Origin of the sequence: Brachybacterium sp. P6-10-X1 (genome assembly GCF_001969445.1) — a bacterium.
Classification (GTDB): domain Bacteria; phylum Actinomycetota; class Actinomycetes; order Actinomycetales; family Dermabacteraceae; genus Brachybacterium.
This window is the reverse complement of record NZ_CP017297.1, coordinates 3591676-3613457: the sequence shown is the minus strand read 5'-3', so window position 1 is coordinate 3613457 and position 21782 is coordinate 3591676. Positions and strand designations below refer to the sequence as shown.

At 70.2% G+C, this 21782-nt stretch carries 19 protein-coding genes; 12 read left to right on the top strand and 7 right to left on the bottom strand.

Annotated features, from left to right (window positions below):
* Positions 1–117: 117 nt before the first annotated feature.
* The 6 genes from BH708_RS16170 to BH708_RS16145 all read left to right on the top strand — a co-directional run bounded on the left by BH708_RS16170 (position 118) and on the right by BH708_RS16145 (position 7939).
* Complete coding sequence (locus BH708_RS16170; RefSeq protein WP_076810048.1) at positions 118–2145, top strand: GxGYxYP domain-containing protein; 2028 nt, start codon at positions 118–120, stop codon at positions 2143–2145.
* Positions 2146–2294: 149 nt separating this feature from the next.
* Positions 2295–3632, top strand: a complete 1338-nt coding sequence (locus tag BH708_RS16165) for an extracellular solute-binding protein (protein ID WP_076810047.1) — start codon at positions 2295–2297, stop codon at positions 3630–3632.
* A gap of 66 nt (positions 3633–3698) precedes the next feature.
* Complete coding sequence (locus BH708_RS16160; RefSeq protein WP_076810046.1) at positions 3699–4667, top strand: carbohydrate ABC transporter permease; 969 nt, start codon at positions 3699–3701, stop codon at positions 4665–4667.
* Entirely contained in the window at positions 4664–5581 is a 918-nt protein-coding gene (locus BH708_RS16155) for a carbohydrate ABC transporter permease (protein ID WP_083713694.1), read from the top strand. Before BH708_RS16160 ends, BH708_RS16155 begins: the two co-directional genes overlap by 4 nt.
* A 162-nt stretch (positions 5582–5743) precedes the next feature.
* Entirely contained in the window at positions 5744–7327 is a 1584-nt protein-coding gene (locus BH708_RS16150; RefSeq protein WP_076810045.1) for a C69 family dipeptidase, read from the top strand.
* 156 nt (positions 7328–7483) lie between these two features.
* Complete coding sequence (locus tag BH708_RS16145; protein WP_076810044.1) at positions 7484–7939, top strand: hypothetical protein; 456 nt, start codon at positions 7484–7486, stop codon at positions 7937–7939.
* 25 nt (positions 7940–7964) lie between these two features.
* On the opposite strand, the gene BH708_RS16140 is transcribed toward BH708_RS16145, so the two are convergent.
* Both BH708_RS16140 and BH708_RS16135 read right to left on the bottom strand, forming a co-directional pair.
* The gene (locus tag BH708_RS16140) at positions 7965–9113 is read right to left on the bottom strand and encodes a Gfo/Idh/MocA family protein (protein ID WP_076810043.1); all 1149 of its coding nucleotides are present in this window, start codon (positions 9111–9113) and stop codon (positions 7965–7967) included.
* 46 nt (positions 9114–9159) lie between these two features.
* Positions 9160–10461: an ABC transporter substrate-binding protein gene (locus BH708_RS16135; RefSeq protein ID WP_076810042.1), complete on the bottom strand. Its 1302-nt coding sequence runs from the start codon at positions 10459–10461 to the stop codon at positions 9160–9162.
* A gap of 263 nt (positions 10462–10724) precedes the next feature.
* Here BH708_RS16135 and BH708_RS16130 point away from each other — a divergent pair, with 263 nt between their 5' ends.
* Positions 10725–11735, top strand: coding sequence for a LacI family DNA-binding transcriptional regulator (locus BH708_RS16130; RefSeq protein ID WP_076810041.1), 1011 nt, complete (start codon positions 10725–10727; stop codon positions 11733–11735).
* A gap of 271 nt (positions 11736–12006) precedes the next feature.
* Here BH708_RS16130 and BH708_RS16125 read toward each other — a convergent pair whose 3' ends face one another.
* The 5 genes from BH708_RS16125 to BH708_RS16105 form a co-directional block, all read right to left on the bottom strand.
* A complete protein-coding gene (locus BH708_RS16125; RefSeq protein ID WP_076810040.1) occupies positions 12007–13287 on the bottom strand; it encodes a M24 family metallopeptidase in 1281 nt (426 codons plus the stop codon).
* Between the two features lie 35 nt (positions 13288–13322).
* On the bottom strand, positions 13323–14081 hold the full coding sequence (locus BH708_RS16120; protein WP_076810039.1) for an SDR family NAD(P)-dependent oxidoreductase: 759 nt from the start codon (positions 14079–14081) through the stop codon (positions 13323–13325).
* 254 nt (positions 14082–14335) lie between these two features.
* Positions 14336–14653 carry a hypothetical protein gene (locus tag BH708_RS16115; protein ID WP_076811460.1) on the bottom strand — a complete coding sequence of 106 codons (318 nt, stop codon included), beginning with the start codon at positions 14651–14653 and terminating at the stop codon, positions 14336–14338.
* 138 nt (positions 14654–14791) lie between these two features.
* Positions 14792–15823, bottom strand: coding sequence for a serine hydrolase (locus BH708_RS16110; RefSeq protein WP_216639482.1), 1032 nt, complete (start codon positions 15821–15823; stop codon positions 14792–14794).
* Positions 15813–16529: a helix-turn-helix domain-containing protein gene (locus tag BH708_RS16105; RefSeq protein ID WP_076810038.1), complete on the bottom strand. Its 717-nt coding sequence runs from the start codon at positions 16527–16529 to the stop codon at positions 15813–15815. The genes BH708_RS16110 and BH708_RS16105 overlap by 11 nt, the downstream gene beginning before the upstream one ends.
* Positions 16530–16621: 92 nt before the next feature.
* Between BH708_RS16105 and BH708_RS16100 the strand changes: the two genes are divergently transcribed.
* Genes BH708_RS16100 through BH708_RS20440 form a run of 5 tightly spaced genes read left to right on the top strand, consistent with a single transcriptional unit; the run spans position 16622 to position 21774 of the window.
* Complete coding sequence (locus BH708_RS16100; RefSeq protein ID WP_076810037.1) at positions 16622–18157, top strand: ABC transporter substrate-binding protein; 1536 nt, start codon at positions 16622–16624, stop codon at positions 18155–18157.
* On the top strand, positions 18154–19224 hold the full coding sequence (locus tag BH708_RS16095; protein ID WP_083713691.1) for an ABC transporter permease: 1071 nt from the start codon (positions 18154–18156) through the stop codon (positions 19222–19224). Before BH708_RS16100 ends, BH708_RS16095 begins: the two co-directional genes overlap by 4 nt.
* Positions 19221–20132 carry an ABC transporter permease gene (locus BH708_RS16090; protein WP_076810036.1) on the top strand — a complete coding sequence of 304 codons (912 nt, stop codon included), beginning with the start codon at positions 19221–19223 and terminating at the stop codon, positions 20130–20132. The genes BH708_RS16095 and BH708_RS16090 overlap by 4 nt, the downstream gene beginning before the upstream one ends.
* A complete protein-coding gene (locus tag BH708_RS20445; protein WP_076810035.1) occupies positions 20129–20941 on the top strand; it encodes an ABC transporter ATP-binding protein in 813 nt (270 codons plus the stop codon). Before BH708_RS16090 ends, BH708_RS20445 begins: the two co-directional genes overlap by 4 nt.
* Positions 20938–21774 carry an ABC transporter ATP-binding protein gene (locus BH708_RS20440; protein ID WP_076810034.1) on the top strand — a complete coding sequence of 279 codons (837 nt, stop codon included), beginning with the start codon at positions 20938–20940 and terminating at the stop codon, positions 21772–21774. The genes BH708_RS20445 and BH708_RS20440 overlap by 4 nt, the downstream gene beginning before the upstream one ends.
* The last annotated feature ends 8 nt before the right edge of the window (positions 21775–21782 follow it).

The following is a 21782-nucleotide window of genomic DNA, read 5'->3' as shown; positions in this document are numbered from 1 at the left end:
AATCAGCATTGCCACCGAACCAGCGTTGCCGCGCACGGCGACGCCGCGCGGTGCGTCCTGTGGCCCGCACGCCTCTGAACCGATCCGCAAGCCACTCGCCCGATCAAGGAGTCGACGATGACGTCCGACCGGCACGGCCCGCTGCACCTGCTCCCCTCCCCTTCTCGCCGGACGCTTCTCGGGGCGGCCGCCCTCTCGCTCGGCCTCGCCGCCCCCGCAGCTGCTGACGGCCCACCACCAGGCAGGGCCGTGCGCTGGGAGAAAGGTCGCGTGTTCCCCACCTTCCACGCCTCCGGCGCGGTGCGCGTCGCCGACATGGCCGAACTCGACGGGTTCGACCGCCTCCTGCTGGTCAGCCTGCAGGGCCTGGTCAATCGCGAGCGCCCCGAGATCTACCTGATCGCCGATCCGGTCGATGAGACATGGATTCCCGACCTGCCGGTCCGCGCGCGGCGCGAGGAGGATCCGTGGAATCTGATCGAGCGCTATCGCGACAGGATCGGCGGAGCCGTGCTCTACGACATGGATTCCCCGCACACGATCAACCTCGCCACCACGATCGCGGGCCTGCGCGGTGGAGTCGTGGCGACCGCCGCGCAGGCGGAGCAGTACGGCCTCCCAGTTCTCGAGGACCTGCGCGGCCGGTTCGCCGATGATCCCGCGGCGGTCCACGAATGGGCGATGGCCCATCTCTGGCCGCAGTGCACCGACGAGATCCTGGTCGGCCTGCCGCCAACGCACAACGTCGAGGTCGACGACGTCGCGTGGACCGAGGTGCTCCGCGAGGACGAGCGCGTCACGGACTCCTCCAACCACGACATGTACTCCATCGACCTCTCCGACCAGCTCGGACCGGACGAGCTCTACGTGCGGTTCTCCGATGCCTTCACCGATGACGGCTGGGGCCCCGGCGTGTACTCCGTCGAGCTGAGGGTCGACGACGAGGTCGCCGCTTCCTTCACCCCCGGCACCGACGACGAGGCGCCGTACCTGTTCGACGGGACCACCTCCCAGACCAAGGAGGGAATGCGGTTCGCCGATGGCGGGAATTACTTCGTCTACCGCTTCGAGGTGCCCGCCGAAGCCTCGAGCCTGAACATCGCGATCGAGATGGAGAACCAGTTCGTGGTCTCCGCGACCGACCAGGCCCCCACGCGCGTGGAGCCCTTCTCCTCCTTCCGCGACTTCCCCATCGCGACCACCGCACTGGTCAGTTGGCTGCCACCGTCGGGTGAGAGCGGCTCGCAGTTCGAGGATCTGCTCACGCAGGTCGAGCCGGGCACGGTGTACGCGGGATGGTTCTCCGACGACGTCGCCGGGGAGTGGTCCGGGGTCGAGCTGTGCAGCCGAGCGGGGGTGATCGTCGTCGCCGCGGATTTCTACATGAATGCGACCATCCTCTCGGCGCTGCGAGCTTCCACCAGGGCACGTCCCGCACCGCCCGTGACCCGCACGCCCGAGAACCGCACGTATCTCACGCTGACCTTCGGCGAGGGCGACAACATCCAGTACTGCCAGCGCCACATGCGCGAGCTGTGGGACGACCCGGCCCGTGGCCAGGTGCCGATGAACTGGACCGTCTCGCCGCTGCTCGAAGACATCGGCCCCGCCGTTCTGCATCACTTCCAGCGCACCGCCGGCGAGAACGACCTGCTGATCTGCGGACCGTCGGGGGCCGGCTACACCTACGGCGATTCGTGGCCGGAGGACCGGTTCGGCGTCTATACCCAACTCTCGGGCGGCTACATGTCGCGGACCGGGCTCGATCTCATCTTCGCCTACAGCACGCCCGAGCCCGGCAGCGCCCCGCCTCCCCTGCCCACCTGGGTGCTCGAGGAATATGCCGCCGACGTCGACCTGCGCGGCATCCTCCAGACCGACGAGATGGGCGACATCTCCCAGCCCGGCGCCGCCGTGCCGCTGATCGGCAACTTCTACCCGCCCGGCGGGGTCGAGATCTATCGCGACGAGCTGCTCGCGAAGATCGAGGCGGACGACACGGACGGGCCCCTGTTCATCTCCGGATTGATCAACGCCTGGAGCTGGACTCCGAGCGATGTCGTCACCCTCGTCGAGAGCCTGCCGGAGGGCATCGAGGTCCTGCTCGCCGACGAGTTCTTCGACCTCTTCGCCCGCACCGCCTGATCCATGTTCCCGCATCACACCACAGGACGGCGCAGAGGCGGCGCGGCCCGGTGCTCGACGCCGACCCGGCATGAACGACCCCGAGACGTCGGACGGCGCTGCAACGCGGTCGCCGAGCCGATAGTCCCCGCTCCGAAGAGGTGGACCGCATGAGGCACGTACCTGCTCCCTCCCCGTCGACCGCGCTCGGCCGTCGTCGCCTGCTCCAGGGCGCCGGTGGGCTCGGCGCCCTGGCTGGTCTCGGCGCCCTGTCGAGCTGCGCCGGTGCCGACGCCCGCGCCTCCGACGACATCGCCTTCTGGCACCCGATGTCCGGACCGGACGGCGAGACCATGGGAGAACTGCTCGAGGGCTACATGGCCACCGGCGGCGCGGCCGAGGTCACACAGACCGTCCTGGCCGCCGGCGCTCCGTATTACACGAAGCTGGCCATGGCTTCGGCCGGCGGCCGCGCCCCGGACTTCGCCGTCATGCACGCCTCGCGCGTGACCGCCCACGCCCAGGGCGGATTGCTGGACCCGTGGGACCTCGACCTGCTGGCCGAACTCGGTGTGACGCAGGAGCAGTTCCCCGCTCGCATCTGGGAGAAGATGGAGGTCGGCGGTGACCTCGTGGCCGTCGCGCTGGACTCCCACCCCTTCGTCCTGTTCTACAACACCGAGATCGCGAAGGCCGCGGGCGTGCTCGATAGCAGCGGTCTGCTGATGCCGGTGAGCACCCCCGAGGAGTTCCGGGCGATGGCCTTGGAGCTCGGCGCCCAATCCTCGAGCGGGTACGGCCTGTCGTGGGGCTATCTCGGCGACGGCGTGAACCAATGGCGCATGTTCTCCACCTACTACAGCCAGATGGGCGGCACGATCGATCTGCCCGTCGGCGGGCGGATGGAGTACCAGGAGGACATCGCTGTCGCGGCGATCGAGTGGATCCTGTCCCTGATCGACGGAGAGGTCGGCAATCCCGGCCACGACGTCGGCACGGCCGTGTCCGAGTTCGGGACTGGGTCCTCCGGCGGCTACTTCGGCGGCGTGTGGGAGATCGGCAGCTTCCGCGACTCGGGGGTCCCCTTCGACATGACCATGATCCCCGGGGTGTTCGGCGAGCCGACCGCCTACGCGGATTCGCACACGTTCGTCCTGCCCCACCAGTCGAACCCGGATGAGCAGCGCCGCCGCACCGTGCACGCCGTGGTCGCCCACCTGCTGAAACATTCCATCGACTGGGCGGGGGCCGGGCACATCCCCGCCTTTACGCCGGTGATCGAGGATCCGGCGTACGCCCAGCTCGAACCGCAGTCCCATTACGCCGACGCGATCGATCACCTCGTCTACGACCCGCAGGCATGGTTCACCGGCTCGGGCGCGGACTTCCACAACTACTTCGGCGATGAGATGCAGAACGTCTGGGCACGCCGCATCGATCCTCTACAGGGGTGGAACGCCTTCGTGGCCCGCATCGACGCACTGCTCCAGAAACCGACACCGATGTGATCGGCGCCCACCCCGCTCGCCACGGGGTCCGCTCGCGCACCTCCCACCCGTCGAAGGAGACGACCGATGACCGCCACCGATGGCCTTGCCGCCCCGACGCGTGCGAGCGCTGCACCCTCCCCTCCTGACCGGCGAGAGGATCCGTCACCGGCGCGCGTGCGCCGCCACCGCGCCGAGAACATCCGCGGCTGGGCGTACATGGCGCCGTTCCTGGTCGCCTTCGGGCTGTTCCTGATCTGGCCGACGATCTACGGGCTGTGGATGAGCCTCACCGGCGTCAGCCTGGCCGGCACCAAGGACGAGTTCATCGGTCTGGACAATTGGGCGGAGGCGCTCTCGGACGGTCAGGTGTGGAGCTCGCTGGGCAACACCGCATGGTTCACGGTGCTGTCGACGATCCCGCTGGTCGTCATCGCCATGGGGCTGGCGGTGCTGGTGAACCTGGGGCTGCCCGGCCAGTGGTTCTGGCGCCTGTCGTTCTTCATGCCGTTCCTGCTGGCATCGACCGTGATCTCGCAGTTCTGGATCTGGATGTACAACCCCCAACTGGGTCTGATCAACGAGTTCCTCGGGTGGTTCGGCCTCACCGGCCCCGCCTGGCTGCAGGACCCGAACACCGCCATGATCTCGGTGGTCATCACCACCGTGTGGTGGACGATCGGTTTCAACTTCCTGCTGTACCTGGCGGCGCTGCAGAACATTCCCCAGCAGCTGTACGAGGCGGCGGCGCTGGACGGCGCCGGTGGCTGGCGCAAGTTCGCATCGATCACCCTGCCTCAGCTGGCGCCCATCACCGTGCTGGTGCTGGTGCTGCAGCTGCTCAACTCACTGAAGGTCTTCGATCAGATCTACCAGATGACCGGTGGCGGGCCTGGTGGCGCGACCCGACCGATCATGCTCTACATCTACGAGGTCGGCTTCACCGGATACCGCCTGGGCTACGCCTCGGCGATCTCCTACATCTACTTCTTCCTGATCATCACGATCTCGATCGCCTACGTGGTGATCTCGTCCCGACGGAGTGTGAAGGCATGAGCACAGCACATCCCACCACGTCCGACATGACCACGATGGTGCCTGCGGTCGGGGTGCCCGCGGCAGCCGTCCCCCGACCGCGCGGACGACGTCCCACCCCGGCCCGCATCGTCGCCTTCGTGATCCTCGCGATCCTGGCGGTGTCCTGGCTGACGCCCGTGCTGTGGGCGGTGCTGACTTCGCTCAAGCCCGAGGCCGAAGCCGCCGCACAGCCGATCACGCTGATCCCCGAGAGCGGATTCACGCTCCAGGCCTACATCAACGTGCTCAGCGAGGGCCTGGTGCCGCGATGGGCGTGGAACAGCCTTCTGACCTCGGCGCTGATCACCGTTATCACGGTCGCCATCTCGGCCCTGGCCGGATACTCGCTGTCACGCCTTCGGTTCACCGGTCGCACGATGCTGATCACCATGACCATCGCCTCGATCATGATCCCGGGGCAGATCCTGATCGTCCCGCTGTTCCAGCTGATGCTGACGCTGAACCTCGTGGACACCTATTGGGGCATCATCCTTCCGCAGGTGGTCGCGGCCCCGATGGTGTTCATCCTCAAGAAGTTCTTCGACCAGATCCCCTTCGAGCTGGAGGAGGCCGCGCTGGTGGACGGAGCGAGCCGCTTCCGGATCTTCCGCTCCATCGTGCTCCCCCTCTCCCGGCCGATCCTCGGGGCGGTGGCGATCTTCGTCTTCATCGGCGCCTGGAACAACTTCCTGTGGCCGTTCATCGTCATCAACGACTCGAACCTCATGACGCTGCCGACGGGTCTGCAGACCGTGATCAGCGCCTACGGCATCCAATATGCGCAGAGCATGGCTCAGGCCGTGCTCGCCGCGCTCCCGCTGATCGTGGTGTTCATGCTGTTCCAACGTCAGATCATCAAATCCGTCGCGACCACGGGCATCACCGGCACCTGACCTGCCGCGACCGAATCCGACGCCGGTGCCACGCGTGACCGTGTCAGCACCCCCGATCGCGGAGGCACGCCGCCCCTCCCCCGCGAGGGCTACCGTGGCAGGGCACACGATCCCCCACGCCGGGATCGCCCCGGCACGTCGAGGGACCGAGGAGGTCTTCAGGTGGGATGCACGACGCTTCTGGTGGGCAGGCGCGCGAGCGCGGACGGGTCGCCGCTGGTGGCCCGCACCGAGGACTCCTCGAACGGGTCCTTCGACCCCAAACGGGCCGTGGTCGTCCGCCCCGAGGACCAGCCGCGCGTCTACACGAGCGTGCTCGGGCGTCGGCGGATCGAGCTGCCCGGGAACCCGCTGCGGTACACCGCGGTGCCCAATGCGCTGCCCGATGAGGGGATCTGGGGCTCGGCCGGGATCAACGCCGCGAACGTCGCGATGAGCGCGACCGAGACGCTGACCAGCAACCCGCGCGTGCTCGGGGCGGATCCACTCGTCGAGCTCGTGCCCGGGCGCGGCACGCCCGGCTCGCCGGACCATCGACCGGAGCAGCCCGGAGGGATCGGCGAGGAGGACATGCTGACCCTCGTCCTGCCCTACATCCGCAGCGCGAGAGAGGGAGTCGAGCGCCTCGGGGCGCTGCTGGCCGAGCACGGCACCTACGAGATGAACGGCATCGCGTTCAGCGACGTCGAGGACATCTGGTGGCTGGAGACCGTGGGCGGGCACCACTGGATCGCCCGGCGCGTGCCCGAGGATCACTACGTGACGATGCCGAACCAGCTGGGCATCGATTCCTTCGACCTGCAGGACGCCGAGGGCGAGGGGCGCGACCACCTCGCCAGCGACGATCTGCGCGCGTTCCTCGGGACCCACCATCTGGATCTGACGGTGCACCGCCCGTCGGGGGCCGGCTTCGCCTCGGTGGGGTCCGCGGCCGACGGTCCGGGGTCGAGCCCCTTCAACCCCCGGGAGGCGTTCGGCTCCCACTCGGACCACGACCACGTCTACAACACCCCGCGCGCCTGGTTCATGCAGCGCACCCTGAACCCCACCGGCGAGGACTGGGACGGGCCGAGCCCCGAGCACCGCCCCGACTCCGACGACCTGCCCTGGAGCCGCCGGCCGGAGAGGCTGCTGACGATCGAGGACGTCAAGGACGTGCTCAGCTCGCACTATCAGGGCACGCCGTTTGACCCCTACTCCCCGCGGGGCACGGACGCCGAGCGTCGGGCCTTCCGGCCGATCGGCATCAACCGGCACAACGCGCTGGCGATCCTCCAGATCCGCCCCGACCGCCCGGAATCCTCCCGGGCGCTGCAGTGGATCGCCTTCGCCTCCAACCCGTTCAACACCCTGATCCCGATGTTCACGAACGTCGAGGAGACGCCCCACTACCTGAGCACCACGACGGGGCAGGTGAGCACGGACAGCTTCTACTGGGCCTCCCGCCTGGTCGCGACGTTGGCCGACGCGCACTTCGCCGAGACGATCCCGCTCATCGAACGCTTCCAGCAGCAGACCCTCGCCCTCGGACACGCGGCCGTGCACGCGGCCGACGAGTCCGTCGAGCATCCGTCGCAGGAGACATCGACCGACGAAGGTGCCGACGGACCCGTCTCGGAACTGCTGGCCGCAGCGAACTCGCGCATCGCCGAGCAGATCCGCGCCGAGACCGACCAGCTGCTGGCGACGGTGCTGCACACGACCAGCAACCTGATGACGAACCGGTTCTCCCGCTCCGACGGATGAGCCCGGCGTGAGCCCGCGCGCCCGGCTCCTCCCCGCATCACCGGGGCCTTCGGGGTCCGCGGAGGAGGGGCGCATACACTCGCCTCGGCCCAGCACCCATCACCCAGCAGCCCGTGCCTCGCGGCCCGTGCCCAACAGCTCCAAGGATCCTCTCTCGTGAACCGTCGTCGATTCCTGCGCGGTGCCTCCGCGCTCCCCGCCTTCGCCCTGCTCGCCAGCGGATGCGGCGCGATCCGCCGAACGGGCTCCGACGACGGCATCCCGGGCAGCGCCGAGGAGATCCTCGCCGCCGTGGACCTGCCCCGCCCTGATTTCCCGGTGCGGCTCGACGCCGGCCCGATCCGGGGTGACGAGCAATGGAGCAAGACCGTCATCTTCACCCGGGATGCGGCGAGGATCGAGGACTGGATCGACACGGCCTTCGAGGGCGGCATCACCTCCCGAGCCCAGGCCGACGACGAGGAGGAGCCCGCCACGCGCCTCGGCACGGGCGTGCAGAAGAAGGGCGATCGCGTCACCAGCGGCACCCACGGCCCTCACGCCTATGTCGTCGTCGTGGGGCAGCAGGACCGGCCCACCGTGCACGTGGGGGTGCGGCGCGAGGGTCGGTGATCGGGGCCCTCCACGACGGGCACCGTCAAGCGCCGACGGTGATCCCGCCTTCCTGGGACGCGACAGACGCGGTCTTCTCGAAGAAGTGCGGAGCTCGGGCCTCCAGCGTGCCTGCGCGGTAGTACGGGTCATCGGCCGGCAGCGGCAGGTCGATGGTGCGGCGCTCGATCGCGGCAGCGTAGATCGCGGTGACCAGCTCGATGGCCCGTCGGCCGTCCTCCCCCGTGATGAGCGGATCGCGTCCGTCCCGGATCGCGGCGATCACGTCGCGCAACTGACCGGCGTGACCGGTGTGCTCCAGAGGCGGCCGCGCCTCGGCGACGGCGTCGAGCTCTGCCATCAGGCCCGGGTCGCCGGCGGCCGTGGGGAAGCCGTTGGGCTGAGCGGTCTCCGCTCTCGCCGACCACGGCTGGGAGACCCGGGCATGTTCGCCCTGGACCACGATCTCCTGCTGCTGCCCGTGGTGGACGACCGAGCTGGTCAGCTCGGCCAGGCCGCGCCCGTACTGCAGGATCGCGACGGAGAGGTCCTCGACCTCGGCGTTGTGGTGCTGGGCGTTGGTCATCATGGCCACGACCGCCTGCGGGGAGCCCAGCAGCCACAGGGCGAGGTCGATGTGGTGGATCGCGTGGTTCAGGGTGCAGCCTCCGCCCTCGGAGGCCCACGTGCCCCGCCACCACAGGTCGTAGTAGGGCAGACCTCGCCACCACGCCGAGTCGATCCGGGTGTGGGAGATCGACCCGAGCTTGCCCGACTCCAGCACCGCCTTGAGCGTCATCATCTCGTCACGGAAGCGGTTCTGCGCGATCACCGACAGCAGCTTCCCGCTGCGCCTCTGCGCGGCGAGCATGGCATCGCAGTCCTCGAGCGAGGGCGCCATCGGCTTCTCGACGATGACGTGGACCCCGGCCTCCAGGGCCAGCACGGCGACGGGGCGGTGCGCCGACGGGGGCGTCGTGACGGAGACCAGATCGAGGTCCTCGGCCGCGAACATCTCCTCGAGATCCGCATAGGAGCGGGCCTCGGCCAGGCCGAACGCCTCCCGTTTCGCGTCGGCCTGCTCACGGGTCAGATCGGCGAGAGCCACGATGCGCACCTCGTCGGGGGCATCCAGGTAGGCGCGGAGATGGGCGTCGGAGATGTTCCCGGCGCCGATGATGCCGACGTTCAGCATGGGAGGAACCTTTCGTTCGAGGTGTGCGTCCGGAAGTGCGGGAGCGTCATGTCTCGGGCTGCATGCCCTCGAGCTGGCTGAGGATCTCGTCGGCGACGTCCGTCGGGGCACGGTTGCCGAAGAGGGACTCCTCGGCGAGCCTGCTGAACTCGTCCCCGAAGCCGACGCCGGAGGCGGGGGTGACGAGCGGGGGCTTCACGACCTCGGCCTGCATGTCCCGGGCGAAGTCGAGGGAGACCATCTCGTTCTCGTCGAGCACGGACTCGATCTCCGTCTGCAGCTCGGGGAACGCGGTGACCCCGCGTTCGATCTTGAGGATCTTCGCGGCCTCCGGGTCGCGCAGCAGGAAGTCGACGAGGGTCGCGGAGTCGTCCGGGTTCGCGGTGGCGGCGGCTATCGACCAGTACATCGAGGCCTTGTTGACCATCTGATGATCACCGCTGGTGTGGGCCGGGACCCGCAGCAGCTTCAGCGGGGAGCCCGAGGAGGCCTGGAAGGTCTGGATCTGGGTATGGAACTGGAAGTGGAAGGCAGCGCGGTTGGTGGCGAACCGACCCTGTTCGACACCGACGGCGGCGTCCTCGATCTGCACCGCCGGCTTCGGGGTCGCACCGGTCTCGGACAGCTCCCGAGCGTATTCGAGGAAGGAGACGATGGTGTCCGTGCTGATCAGCGTCTCGTCCTCGCGCGGGAAGACCTGCTGACCATGCTGGCGGGCCCACATCCCGAGCTGCGCCGCGTCCGTGCCCAGGAAGTCCAGGCCGACGATGTCCTCCCCGGCCGCCTCGGACCACTCGCTGACCTGTGCGCACACGTCACGGAACTCGTCCCACGTCCAGGTGGTGTCATCGGGCATCTCGATCCCGGCCTGTTCGAGGATCACCGGGTTCACGCCGACGGAGAAGATCCCGATCCCCAGCGGCGCGCCCACCAGGGTGCCGTCGGCCAGGCGTCCGGTCTCGAGCATGTCCTGGTCCATGCCGTCGAGGTCCAGCAGGTCCGAGACGGTCTCCAGGTCCAGCAGTGCGCTGCGGCTGCCGTAGGAGTCGATGTAGGACTCGTCCATCTGGATCACATCGGGGGAGTCTCCCCCGGCGGTCTGGGTGGCGAGTTTGTCCCAGTAGCCGGTCCACTCGCTGTACTCGGGCGAGACCGCGATGTCGGAGTGGGACTCGGAGAACAGGTCGAGCGCCTCGCGGGTCATGGTGTTGCGGAGGTCGCCGCCCCACCAATAGATCCGCACGGCCGCGGAGTCCCCGCCGCTGTCGGCATTGGGGCCGCATGCCGCCAGGGTGCCGAACGCCCCGAGCGCACCTGCTGCGGTGAGAAGTCGACGTCGACTGACCATGGGTGCTCCTTGGATCGCGGGTCGTGAGGGGAGTGGTCGACCGGCCCCGCGGACGTCGGCGTCACCAGCAGGCTGTGGACGATGGGCGAGGACGCGAGTTTCCACTCGGTCACACTCGTCGGAGCCGCAGCGACCGGAGCCGCATCGGCGCTCCGACGACGGGGCGACCGTGCCGTCCACCTCTGAAGTGATCGATCACTCGTGCGGAGTAGAATCTAGTGATCGATCACTTTCGTGTCAAGAGTCACGTCACAGGAGGGCCCATGCCGCGTGCGACCACTCCGCGTCGCGTCACGATCTACGACGTCGCCGAGCGCGCCCAGCTCTCCCACCAGACGGTCTCGCGGTACTTCCGCGCCCCCGAAGGACTCAAGCCCGCGACCCGCGAGAGGGTCTCCGCAGCCGTCACCGAGCTCGGATACAGCCCGGACCCGCTGGCCAGGTCTCTGCGCACCGGCAGGTCGAAGCGCCTGATGGTGGTCGTCCCGGAGCTCACGTCCAGTCCTGCCCGCGTGCTCGCCGGCGCGAGCGACGCCGCCCGAGGGGCCGGCTTCACGATCGACGTCGTCGGCCTCACCGGGGATGCCGAGGAGCGGACCGATCGCCTCGGAGAGCTCGCGCGCACCGGTCGTCCGGAGGCGATCCTGTCCCTGATCCCGCTGGCCGCTGATGCGCAGGAGGCCTGCGCGCCGGTTCCTCTGGTGGTCGTCGGGGAACTGGATGATGCGATGCGCGGCATCGGCGAGCTCAGCGACGCCTCCCCCGTGCTCGAGTTCCTCCGCGCGCTCTCGACGCTCGGGCACCGCCGCTTCCTGCACATCACGGGCGACCTCGATTTCGCCTCCGCGCGGGCGCGCCGGGACGCCTACCTCTCCGGCATCGAGTCGCTCGGCCTGGAGGACCTCGGCGTCATCGACGGGGACTGGAGCGCCGCCTCCGGGTATGAGGCCATCGCCGGGATCGACGCTTCCCGGGCCCCGACCGCGGTCATCGCGGCCAACGATGTGGTGGCCGGCGGGGTCGTGCAGGCGGCCCGGGAGCGCGGATGGACGGTTCCCGACGACCTGAGCGTCACGGGGTGGGACAACCTGCCGCTGTCGGGCCTGCTCAGCCCCACCCTCACCACGGTCGAGGTCGATCACGAAGGGGTCGGGGTGCGGGCCATGCAGCGACTCCTCGAGCGGCTGGCCGAGAGCGGTTCGGATCGTCCGGCGCCGAAGCCGGTGAACACGGTCATCTGGCGCGGTTCGACCGGAGCGGTCGCGGGGCACTGAGACGGATGGGTCGGAGGCCGCGGTGTCCATCAGGACTCATCGCGAAGGGCCGGGCCCCTGCACGCGCCGGGCGGGTTCTTCAAGGCGGCGTCGCGACCTGGGCCTACATCTTCGAGCCCGCTACCTCCCCGAGACCCACCGCGGTTTCGTCCTCTTCTACGCCACAGACGCCGACGACGGGGAGATCATCCGCCGACCGCAGGACTGAGGCGGGAGCAGACGGCCGCCGCCCCGCGTGATCCTATTCCGCCACGCCGTCTGGGCCGGCTCGTCACCCGCCCGCGGCACGGAGGATCCGGGCGGTGTACGGATTCAGCGCGAGCGGCTCGTCGTCCGTGATGACCACGGTGCCACCGATATAAGCCAAGTGCCGGCCGTAGGCGTAGTTCGGTTCCAGGGCGAAGGTCATCCCGGGCTCGAGCACCATGTCGGCGGCCATCGTCGGTCGGTCGGTCTCCGGCGGATAGGCCCCGGCCCCGGCCCTGCGCCGACTGGCCTCGACCGGGAAGCCGCTGGCGGCGATCATCGGGTTCAGCGTGTGGAGGGCGGGCCCGAACTCCCAGCCGTCGGCACTGCGGTACGGGGCCCGGAGATCGTCGACGACGTCGCCGAAGGTGCGGCCCGGCCGCAGCGCGGCCAGGCCGGCGTCGTACGCCGCACGGGCTACGTCCTCGGCGCGACGGAGATCCTCGTGCGGGGCGCCGATCGTGATCGTGACCTGGTGCTGGGTGTGCCGGCCGGCGACGTCGGCGAACACCTCCGCGGAGATGACGTCGCCGCCGGCCAGCGCCCGGGGAGCCTGCGGACGATAGCTCCACGGCGGCAGGCCGGAGGCGAGCGGGGCGGGCCCGCTCCAGAAGTGCATCGCCGCGGGCGTGGTGCCGCGGGCATGGCCCGCAGCCATCCCGGCCGCGTACACCTCGGCCTCCGAGACCCCGGGAGCGGCCGTCTCGACCATGGCTCGCGCCATCGCATCGCCGACTGCTGCCGAGCGGCGCACGACGGCGATCTCCTCAGCCCCCAGCGGCATGATCAGCCGCGAGATCGCCATCCCGACCGGCGTGAACTCCGCATCCGGCAGCTCGGCCAGCACGGCGCTCCACAGCCCGAAGGGCATGATCCCCTCGGGATGCCAGGGCGGATAGGGCTCCAGGCCGATGACGCCGATCGCGGCCCGCGCCAGCCCCAGCTCGCGGAGCGTGGCGATGACGACGCGGGAGTCGCGGGGCGTCCGCAGGTTCTCCGGCGCGATCCAGAGGCTCTCGCCCCGGCGGGAGGATTCGAGGTGGTCCTTGGAGAACATCTCCATGGGCAGCAGCGAGATCGGGTCGCCGTCGCGGGGAACGATCACGGTCGTCCCCGGCCTGTCGTTGGTGATCCATGCGTCGTAGGCGAAGGGGGCCGGCCCGGCGTCCTCGTGCTCGCCGAACACGAGAATCGCGTCGAGCCCCGCGCGGTGCATGAAGGAGCGCAGCAGGTCCCAGCGTCGATCGCGTTCGGCGCGCGAGTAGGTCGGCACGACGGAATCGCTGCTGTCATGCACTGCGAACATGTCGTGCTCCTCCGGATCGCTCGTCCTGGCCGCCCTCACCACGGGACCACGCCGTGACGGTCGCGGAACTGCCGGGTCGGTCCGGGCGAGGTGGTGGCCAGCTCGACAATGGCGTCGGTGCCTTCGGTGACCGTCTGGGTGCCCTGCTGGTGGTTCAGGTCCGTCTCGGTGAAGCCGGGGTCGGCCAGGTTGAACCGGACGTCCGGGATCCCGTTCGCGTACTGCACGGTCAGCATGTTCAGCGCCGTCTTGGACGTGGGATACATAAGGTGGGCCCGCTGCGCCTCGGGGCGCGACGAGTCCGTCATATGCGTCAGGGACCCGGCGCCGCTGGAGACCATGACCACGCGCGGGTCATCCGCCGCACGCAGCAGCGGCAGGCTCGCACGGGTGACGCGGAGTGGTCCCAGCACGTTGACGTCGAGGACGGGGAGGAGATGCTTCGGCAGGGTCTGCTCCGGGGTGATCAGCTCGTCCATCGGACCGACCTGCTCCCCCGTGATCCCGGCGTTGTTGATGAGGACGTCGAGCCGGTCGGTGCGCTCGGCGACGGTCTCCAGGGCGGCGGTGACCGACTCGTCGGAGACGACGTCCAGGGGCACGAAGATCACGTCCGCGCCGTCGGCGGAGAGGGCATCGGCGGCGGTCTGCCCGCGGGTCTCGTCCCGGGCGCCGAGGAAGACGCGCCAGCCCAGCGCTCCGAGGCGTCGAGCCGTCTCGTAGCCCAGGCCCTTGTTGGCGCCGGTGATCAGAACTGTGGTCGGGTGGTCGAGGGTGCTCGTGGAATTGCTCATGCGGCAATCCTGCTCCTCGACCGAGCGCGGAGCCAGGCCGAGCCGAGACCCGGAGAGCCAGTACCAGGATGAGGGCCGTCCCGCCGAGATCGTGCAGCGCAGCTGAGCGGTGCCGGCGCAGCACGGAGCCATGGGCGGATGCGTGCGCGGACGCAGCCTTCTGGGTCGGGTGCGTGCTGGTTCGGGTGCGTGGACGGAGCCCCGTTGTGGCTGCACGGAGACGGGCCCACGCAGGACCTTCTCGGCGCGAGCGTTCAGCCCCCGACGGGCCCGCCCCGCTGCGCGAGCTTCTCCCGGATCCCCCGCACCGTGCGCCCGAGGCCGGAGGCTGTGTCCTCCTCCTCGGGGGTCTCCACGAAGTCGACGATGGAGCGCATGGTCGCGAAGTCGATGCTGGGCATGCCGCCCTCGAGAAGCGTGCCGATCCGCTCGCCGACCAGCTGCTCGAGATTCTCGGCCGCCTCGTCGCCGCGCTTCTCGCGAGCCGTCCCGAGCCGCTCGTTCAGCAAACGCACCGCAACGGGCGAGGTGGGGATGGGCCCGGAGTGGCCGGCGACGGTGATCTGTTCCACGGGACGTCCCAACATGTCGAAGATCCCCGCGCGGAGAGGTCGGCGCGGAGGCCGGGCTGCTGCGACCGGCTCCTCAGCACAGTACCGGGATCTCTGCTCCCGCTGAACCGGTGCCCGCGCCGAGCGCGACGGCCCGGATCAGGGCGAGGTGCCGCCGACTGTCTCGTGGAACGCCGTGCGCACGAGGTCGAAGCCGCGCAGCTCCCGGGAGGGGTGCACGCGGTTGGCCAGCAGCACGAACCAGCGATCCGCGGCGGGATCGATCACCAGGCTGGTGCCGGTGAACCCGGTGTGCCCGAACGCCTGCGGGCCGAAATCGTCCCCGAGGTAGCTGCACTGCTCTCGCGGCCACCAGCCGAGCGGACGGCCGTCGTCGGCGCCCTGCATCGCACGATCCGTGCCCGGGCCGAACAGCTCGCCGCGCAGCAGCGCCGTGCCGAGGAGGCCCAGATCGTCGGCCGTGCCGAACAGGCCGGCGTGCCCGGCGATGCCGCCGAGCACCACGGCGTTCTCGTCGTGCACCTCGCCACGCACCACATGTCCGCGCCAGGGGCAGTCCTCGGTCGCGACGGCGCGGTCCGCGGGCACCGGGCCGTAGCCAGTGCTCGCCATACCGAGCGGCTCCGTGATCTCCCGGGCCACGAGCTGATCCAAGGACATCCCGGCGACGCGCTCCGCGACGAGTCCGAGAACGATGAATCCCATCGAGGAGTAGCGCCAGCTGCCGGGAGCGGTGAACTCCAGCTCAGCGAGCGCCTGCAGCAGCTCGGCGCGGCCCTCGTGCGCCCGCCACAGCGGGGTGGGCCCCGGGGCACCCGAGGTGTGGGTGAGCAGGGAGCGCAGATCGGCACGCGCCATCGGACCCTGGGGCCAGTCCTCGAGCACCTCCCCCACCGTCGCACCGAGGTCCAGCGCGCCGCGATCGACCAGCCGCAGCAGGGCGAGGCCCACGATCGGTTTGGTGACCGAGGCCAGGTCGAACTGGGCATCGGGACCGATCGGCCGCTGGTCGTCACGGGCGAAGGTGCCCACCTCGCCGCGGCGATGCATGCCGGCGCTCGAGCCCATGGCCCAGGCGGCGGCGCTGAACTGGCCGTCGCCCCGCGCCCGATCCAGCAGATCCTGCACCTCGCGCTCGATCACCTCGGCCGGCATCGCGTCAGCCGACATCGCGCAGACCCTCCGTGGATCCTCCGAGGGCGCGGGCGTGCCCGGCGAGCAGCTGCGCGGCGGTGTCGTCCTGCGGGCGCATGAAGGCGAGCCCCACCAGCACCAGGAAGGTGGTGCGGTCGGCGCTCGCGGGGGCGGCGAGCATCCAGGTCGACGCCGTCGGATACTCCGTGAGGGGCTCCGTCGCCGAGCCGACCCCGGCGCTGGGCCCGGCCCCGGTGTCGACCGGGCGGGCGCCGACCCGGTCGGGGCCGGCGTCGTCGGCCGGCAGCGGATCGGCCCACAGCGGATGCTCCGGCAGCTCGTCCCCCACCCGCAGCGCGATCGGCAGGCGCTGCGGGTTCTCGAGACCGAGCACCACGGCCCGGCCGTCCATGGCCCCGATGCGCGCCGCCACGTGGCCGGTCGCCCGGGCGAGAGCGCCGAGGGACTCCGAGATCACTCCGCCGAGCGGGTCGTGGCGCACCACCGCGGCGGCCAGGCCCTGCAGGCGTGGGCCGGGCAGGTACAGGCCGCGCCCGGGCGAGTGCGCATAGCCCTGCGTGCACAGGTCCAGCAGCAGCCGCCGCGCGGTGGCCTTGCTCGTGCCGCTGACCTCGGCCAACGCCCCCAGGCGCAGAGGTTCCTCGGCGGTGCCGAGAGCGTGCACCAGGGCCATGACCTTGTCCGCGACGCTGCGTGCGGAGGTGTTGACGTCGTCTCCCATGCCCACTAGCGTAAGCCACCATCGTTCCATTGACCAGAACGTACATTCCGTTCAGCAGCATTCATCATCGACGATGAGAGCGAGCACCCCGCATGACATCTCTGCCCCGTCCCACCCGCCGTGACGCGCTGCGTCTGGGAGCCTGCGGTTCCGCGCTCGGCGCTGTCGCCCTCACCACCGGCTGTGGGAGCGAGCCCGCGGCCGGGGATGCCCGCGCCCTGCGGATCGCCCAGAAGAGCGAACCCACCGGTCTCGATCCGCATCTCGAGAGCGGATTGGACGGCATGAACGTGCTCATCAACATCTTCGACACCCTCACGATGCGCGATACGGACAACGAGCTCGTCCCGCGCCTGGCGACGTCGTGGGAAGCCGTCGACGAGCACCGCTGGCGGTTCCACCTCCGTGAAGGCGTCACCTTCCACAACGGGGAGCCCTTCGACGCCGCGAGCGTGAAGTTCTCGATCGAGCGGCTCATCGACCCCGCGACCGAGTCGACCATCATCGAGCTGCGCGCCGTCGACCACGCCGAGATCGTCGATGAGCACACCGTGGACATCGTCATGGCCGTTCCGGACCCCGTGATCCCCGAGAAGGTCTCCCTGTTCGGCGGGGTCATGCTCCCGCCCGGCTACCTCGAGGACGTGGGGGCCGAGCAATTCGCCGCCCAGCCCGTGGGCACGGGCCCGTTCCGCTTCGTCTCCTGGCGCAAGGCCCAGCTGCTGCGCCTGGAGGCGAACGCCGAGCACTGGAACGGCCGTCCCGCCTTCGACGAGCTCCACTTCACCGCCATGCCCAATCCCGCCTCGGCGCTCGCCGGCATCCAGAGCGATGCCGTGGACATGGTCTCCGCCCTCGACCCCGAGGCCGCCCTCCAGCTCGAGGGCTACAAGGACGTCGCCCTGGAGAAGTACCCCGGGATCCGCATGTACTTCGTCGTGCTCGACACCGAGCACGAGATCCTCCGCGACGAGCGCGTGCGCCGAGCCCTGAACCACGCCGTGGACGTGCCGCTGCTCATCGAGGCGGTGCTCAACGACTCGGGCCGTGAGGCGGCGACCATCGTGCCCCGGGAAGCTTTCGGCTACGTGCCCGACATCCCGCCGCCCGAGCGCGATCCGGATCTCGCCCGGCGGCTGCTCGCCGAGGCCGGATACGCGGACGGCATCGAGCTGCGCTTCACCTCCTCGAACAAGGAGCAGCTGGTCTGCGAAGCCCTCGCCGGGATGCTCGGCGACGTCGGGGTGACGCTCGACCTCGAGCTGCTCGAACCGGGCACTTTCGCCGAGCGTCTCGAGTCCGACGACCCCTCCTCGCTGGGGTCGATGTACCTCACGGGCTCGACGGGATGGACCCTCGACGGCGGGGCGACGCTGCAGTCCTACATCCGCTCCGACCGTCGGCGCAGCCGCATCCGCTCGGACCACGCCGACGCGCTGATGGACACGATCGAGCAGACCATCGACCCCGATACCCGGCTCGAGGCCCTCCAGGAGATGCAGCAATGGCTGCGCGACGAGGCTCCGTTCCTGTTCCTCTACCAGGCCGACCTCGACTTCGCGACCAACGGCGAGATCACCTGGGAACCCAACGTCAACGGCACGCTCGCGATGGAGACCGCCCGATGAACAGCGCACCCGCTCCGCCCCCGTCGTCCACGCCGTCGTCCGCCCCGTCGGCAGAGACGTCGGGGGAGACGTCGACCTCGACGACGAGTCCGACGACCAGCCCGACGACGAGTCCGACGCCATCCACCCCGTCCGCCCGTCGGCACCTGCTCCGCGCCGCCCTCACCCGCCTGCTCTCCTCCCTCGGGGTCCTGTGGGCCGCCGTCACCGTCGTGTTCGTCCTCTCGCGAGCCTCCGGCGACCCCGTCGCCCAGCTGCTCCCGGAGAACGCGAACCCCGAACAGGTCGCCCAGATGCAGGCCACGCTGGGGCTGGACCGACCCCTGATCGTGCAGTACCTGGATTTCCTCGGCGGGCTGGTGCGCCTGGACCTCGGCGACTCGCTGCTGTACCGCGAACCGGTCACCTCCCTGATCGCCGAGCGCATCCCCGCGACCGCCCTGCTGGCGGCGACGGCCCTGCTGATCACCGTGGTGGTCTCCTTCCTCGCCGGCTCGATCGCCGCGATGCGTCGCGGCACCGGCGTGGACCGCACGGTGATGAGCCTGGTGCTGGTGGGCCAGTCCACCCCGGCGTTCTGGGTGGGCATCCTGCTGGTCCTCCTGTTCGGGGTCCAGCTGAGGGTGCTGCCCGCGGCGGGCTACGGCACCCTCGCCCACCTCGTCCTGCCCGCCACGACGCTGGCGATCTTCTCCGTCGCCGTCGTCGCCCGCCTGCTGCGCTCCTCCCTCATCGAGGTGATGGGACAGGACCACGTGCGCACCGCCCGTGCCAAGGGCGCCGGGGAGGTCCGCGTGCTGCTGGCCCACTCCCTGCGCAACGCCTCGATGCCCGTGATCACCGTGCTCGGCCTCGAGCTCGGGGCGCTGCTGGGCGGAGCGATCCTCACCGAGCAGATCTTCAACTGGCCCGGCATCGGCCGGCTCACGATCGACGCCATCAGCTTCCGCGACTTCCCCCTGGTCCAGGGAACCGTCGTGCTCTTCGCGGCCACATTCATCGTGGTGAACCTGCTGGTGGACCTCTCCTACGCGATCATCGACCCCCGAGTGAGGACCGAGGCATGAACGCCACCGCCCTTCCCGACCTCTCCCCCGCCCACGCCGAGTCCGGCGCCGAGCCGGGACCGGCCGACGGATCCGGCCCGTCGGCCGGCCGGCGCCGACACCTCGATGTGCCCCTGCTCGCCTCGAGCGCCTTCCTCGCCCTGGTGGTGCTGCTCGCGCTCATCGGCCCGCTGCTCGTGGACGACCCCGGGGAGCAGAACCTGCTGCAGCGCCTCTCCCCACCCGGCACCGACGGGCACGTGCTCGGCACCGACCAGCTGGGACGGGACGTGCTGGCCCGGTTGGTCATCGGCAGCCGGGTCTCTGTGCTCGTGGGGGTGACCGCCGCGCTGCTCTCCGGTGTGATCGGCTCGGCGATCGGGATCATGGCCGGGTACACGGGTGGCTGGACCGACCGCCTGCTCATGCGCCTCACCGACGTGCAGCTCGCCTTCCCCACCCTGCTGCTCGCCCTCGCCGTGATCGGCTTCGTGGGCCCGAGCCTCGCCACCGTGATCGTGGTGCTCGGCATCACCGGCTGGGTCTCCTACGCCCGGGTGCTGCGCTCGGAGGTGCTGTCCCTGCGCACTCGCGAGTTCGTCGAGGCCGCCCAGGTGATGGGCGTGCCCGCGCACCGCATCATGGCCCGGCACATGCTGCCGAACGTCACCGGCCCCCTCGCCACGATCCTCACTCTCCAGGTGGGCACCGTGATCCTCGCCGAGGCGGCGCTGAGCTTCCTCGGCCTCGGCATCCCCGCCACGATCGCCACCTGGGGCTCGATGCTCTCCGACGGCCAGCTGTACATGGGCACCGCCTGGTGGCTCGCCGTGTTCCCGGGCACGGCGCTTCTGCTGACCGTGCTGTCGATCAACATCGCCGGGGATGCCGTGCGCGACCGTTTCGACCCCAGGACGTACACCTCATGACCACTGCTCCCCTGCTCGAGATCTCCGACCTGCACATCTCCTTCTCCTCCCGTCGCTCCGAGGTGGCCGCCGTGCGCGGCATCGACCTCACCCTCGAGGCCGGCCGCACCCTGGCGATCGTCGGCGAATCGGGCTCCGGGAAGTCGAGCACCGCCCTGTCGGTGCTGCGGCTGAACCCCGAGCCGCCGGCGATCTACCCGCGCGGCGAGATCCGCTTCGAGGGCACCGATCTGCTGGGGCTTCCCCCGAAGCAGCTGCGGGCCGTGCGCGGACGCGACATCTCCATGGTGTTCCAGGACCCGATGGCCACCCTGAACCCCTTGCGCACCGTGGGCAGCCAGCTGATGGAGGTGATGAGCATCCACCGCAGCGGCGACCGCCCCGAGCGGCGACGCCGGATGCTCGAAGCGCTCGAACAGGCCCGGGTGCCGCAGCCCGAGCAGCGCTCGGCCCAGTACCCGCACCAGCTCTCCGGCGGTCTGCGCCAGCGGGTCATGATCGCCATGGCCCTGATGAGCCGGCCGCGACTGCTGATCGCCGACGAACCCACCACAGCCCTGGACGTCACCACCCAGGCGGAGATCCTCGACCTCATGCGCACCCTGCAGGCCGAGACCGGCATGGGAATCCTGCTGATCACCCACGATCTCGGGGTGGTCGCCTCGGTCGCCGACCGCGTGGCCGTCCTCCGCGACGGGGTGCTGGTCGAGCAGGGGCACGCGCTGCAGATGTTCGAACGGCCCCGGCACGAGTACACCCGCAGCCTCCTCGCCGCCACCCCGCGCCTGGAGATCGGAGCGACCGCATGAGCCCCCACGATCACGACGCCCCGCTGATCACGGTCCGCGAGGTCGGCAAGACCTTCCGACGACGCCGCCGGGAGAACACGGTCCTCACCGGCATCGACCTCGACATCCACGCCGGCGAGACCCTCGCGCTGGTCGGCGAGTCCGGCTCCGGCAAGACCACCCTCGCCCGGATCGTCGTGGGCCTCACCGAACCCACCGAAGGCCAGGTGCTCACCCTCGGGGAGGATCTGAGGACCGGCCGACGACGGGCCTCGGCGCAGCAGGCCCGCACGGTGCAGATGGTCTTCCAGGACCCGTACGCGAGCATGAACCCGCGCATGCGGATCCGGGACGTCATCGCGGAGGGCCTGATCACCCACCGCCGCGGTGAGCTCGGGGTCGCGGGCATCCGGGCCGAGGTCTCGCGCCTGCTGGAGTCGGTCGATCTCGACCCCGCTCTGGCCCGACGCTTCCCCCACGAGTGCTCGGGCGGCCAGCGCCAGCGCATCGCGATCGCCCGCGCCCTCGCCCTGGAACCGCAGCTGCTGGTGCTCGACGAGCCCACCAGCGCCCTGGACGTCTCGGTGCAGGCGACGATCCTGGACCTGCTGCGCGAGCTGCAGGAGCGCACGGGGGTCGCCTACCTGTTCGTCAGCCACGACCTCGCCGTGGTCTCGGGGATCGCCGACCGGGTCGCCGTGATGGCGGACGGCCGGATCGAGGAGATCGGCCCCTGCCGCGAGGTGCTGTCGGCGCCGTCGTCGGCCGTGACCCGGCGCCTGCTGGACTCGATCGCGCACCCCGATCCGCGCCGCGCGAACCCCGCGTTCGCCGACGCCGGGGCCGGCGCATGAGCTCGACG

Excerpts from the sequence above, each read along its gene's own strand:
- BH708_RS16170 (WP_076810048.1), top strand. The coding sequence starts at position 118 with ATGACGTCCGACCGGCACGGCCCGCTGCACCTGCTCCCCTCCCCTTCT.
- BH708_RS16165 (WP_076810047.1), top strand. The coding sequence starts at position 2,295 with ATGAGGCACGTACCTGCTCCCTCCCCGTCGACCGCGCTCGGCCGTCGT.
- BH708_RS16160 (WP_076810046.1), top strand. The coding sequence starts at position 3,699 with ATGACCGCCACCGATGGCCTTGCCGCCCCGACGCGTGCGAGCGCTGCA.
- BH708_RS16155 (WP_083713694.1), top strand. The coding sequence starts at position 4,664 with ATGAGCACAGCACATCCCACCACGTCCGACATGACCACGATGGTGCCT.
- BH708_RS16140 (WP_076810043.1), bottom strand. The coding sequence starts at position 9,113 with ATGCTGAACGTCGGCATCATCGGCGCCGGGAACATCTCCGACGCCCAT.
- BH708_RS16135 (WP_076810042.1), bottom strand. The coding sequence starts at position 10,461 with ATGGTCAGTCGACGTCGACTTCTCACCGCAGCAGGTGCGCTCGGGGCG.
- BH708_RS16130 (WP_076810041.1), top strand. The coding sequence starts at position 10,725 with ATGCCGCGTGCGACCACTCCGCGTCGCGTCACGATCTACGACGTCGCC.
- BH708_RS16125 (WP_076810040.1), bottom strand. The coding sequence starts at position 13,287 with ATGTTCGCAGTGCATGACAGCAGCGATTCCGTCGTGCCGACCTACTCG.
- BH708_RS16120 (WP_076810039.1), bottom strand. The coding sequence starts at position 14,081 with ATGAGCAATTCCACGAGCACCCTCGACCACCCGACCACAGTTCTGATC.
- BH708_RS16110 (WP_216639482.1), bottom strand. The coding sequence starts at position 15,823 with ATGTCGGCTGACGCGATGCCGGCCGAGGTGATCGAGCGCGAGGTGCAG.
- BH708_RS16105 (WP_076810038.1), bottom strand. The coding sequence starts at position 16,529 with ATGGGAGACGACGTCAACACCTCCGCACGCAGCGTCGCGGACAAGGTC.
- BH708_RS16100 (WP_076810037.1), top strand. The coding sequence starts at position 16,622 with ATGACATCTCTGCCCCGTCCCACCCGCCGTGACGCGCTGCGTCTGGGA.
- BH708_RS16095 (WP_083713691.1), top strand. The coding sequence starts at position 18,154 with ATGAACAGCGCACCCGCTCCGCCCCCGTCGTCCACGCCGTCGTCCGCC.
- BH708_RS16090 (WP_076810036.1), top strand. The coding sequence starts at position 19,221 with ATGAACGCCACCGCCCTTCCCGACCTCTCCCCCGCCCACGCCGAGTCC.
- BH708_RS20445 (WP_076810035.1), top strand. The coding sequence starts at position 20,129 with ATGACCACTGCTCCCCTGCTCGAGATCTCCGACCTGCACATCTCCTTC.
- BH708_RS20440 (WP_076810034.1), top strand. The coding sequence starts at position 20,938 with ATGAGCCCCCACGATCACGACGCCCCGCTGATCACGGTCCGCGAGGTC.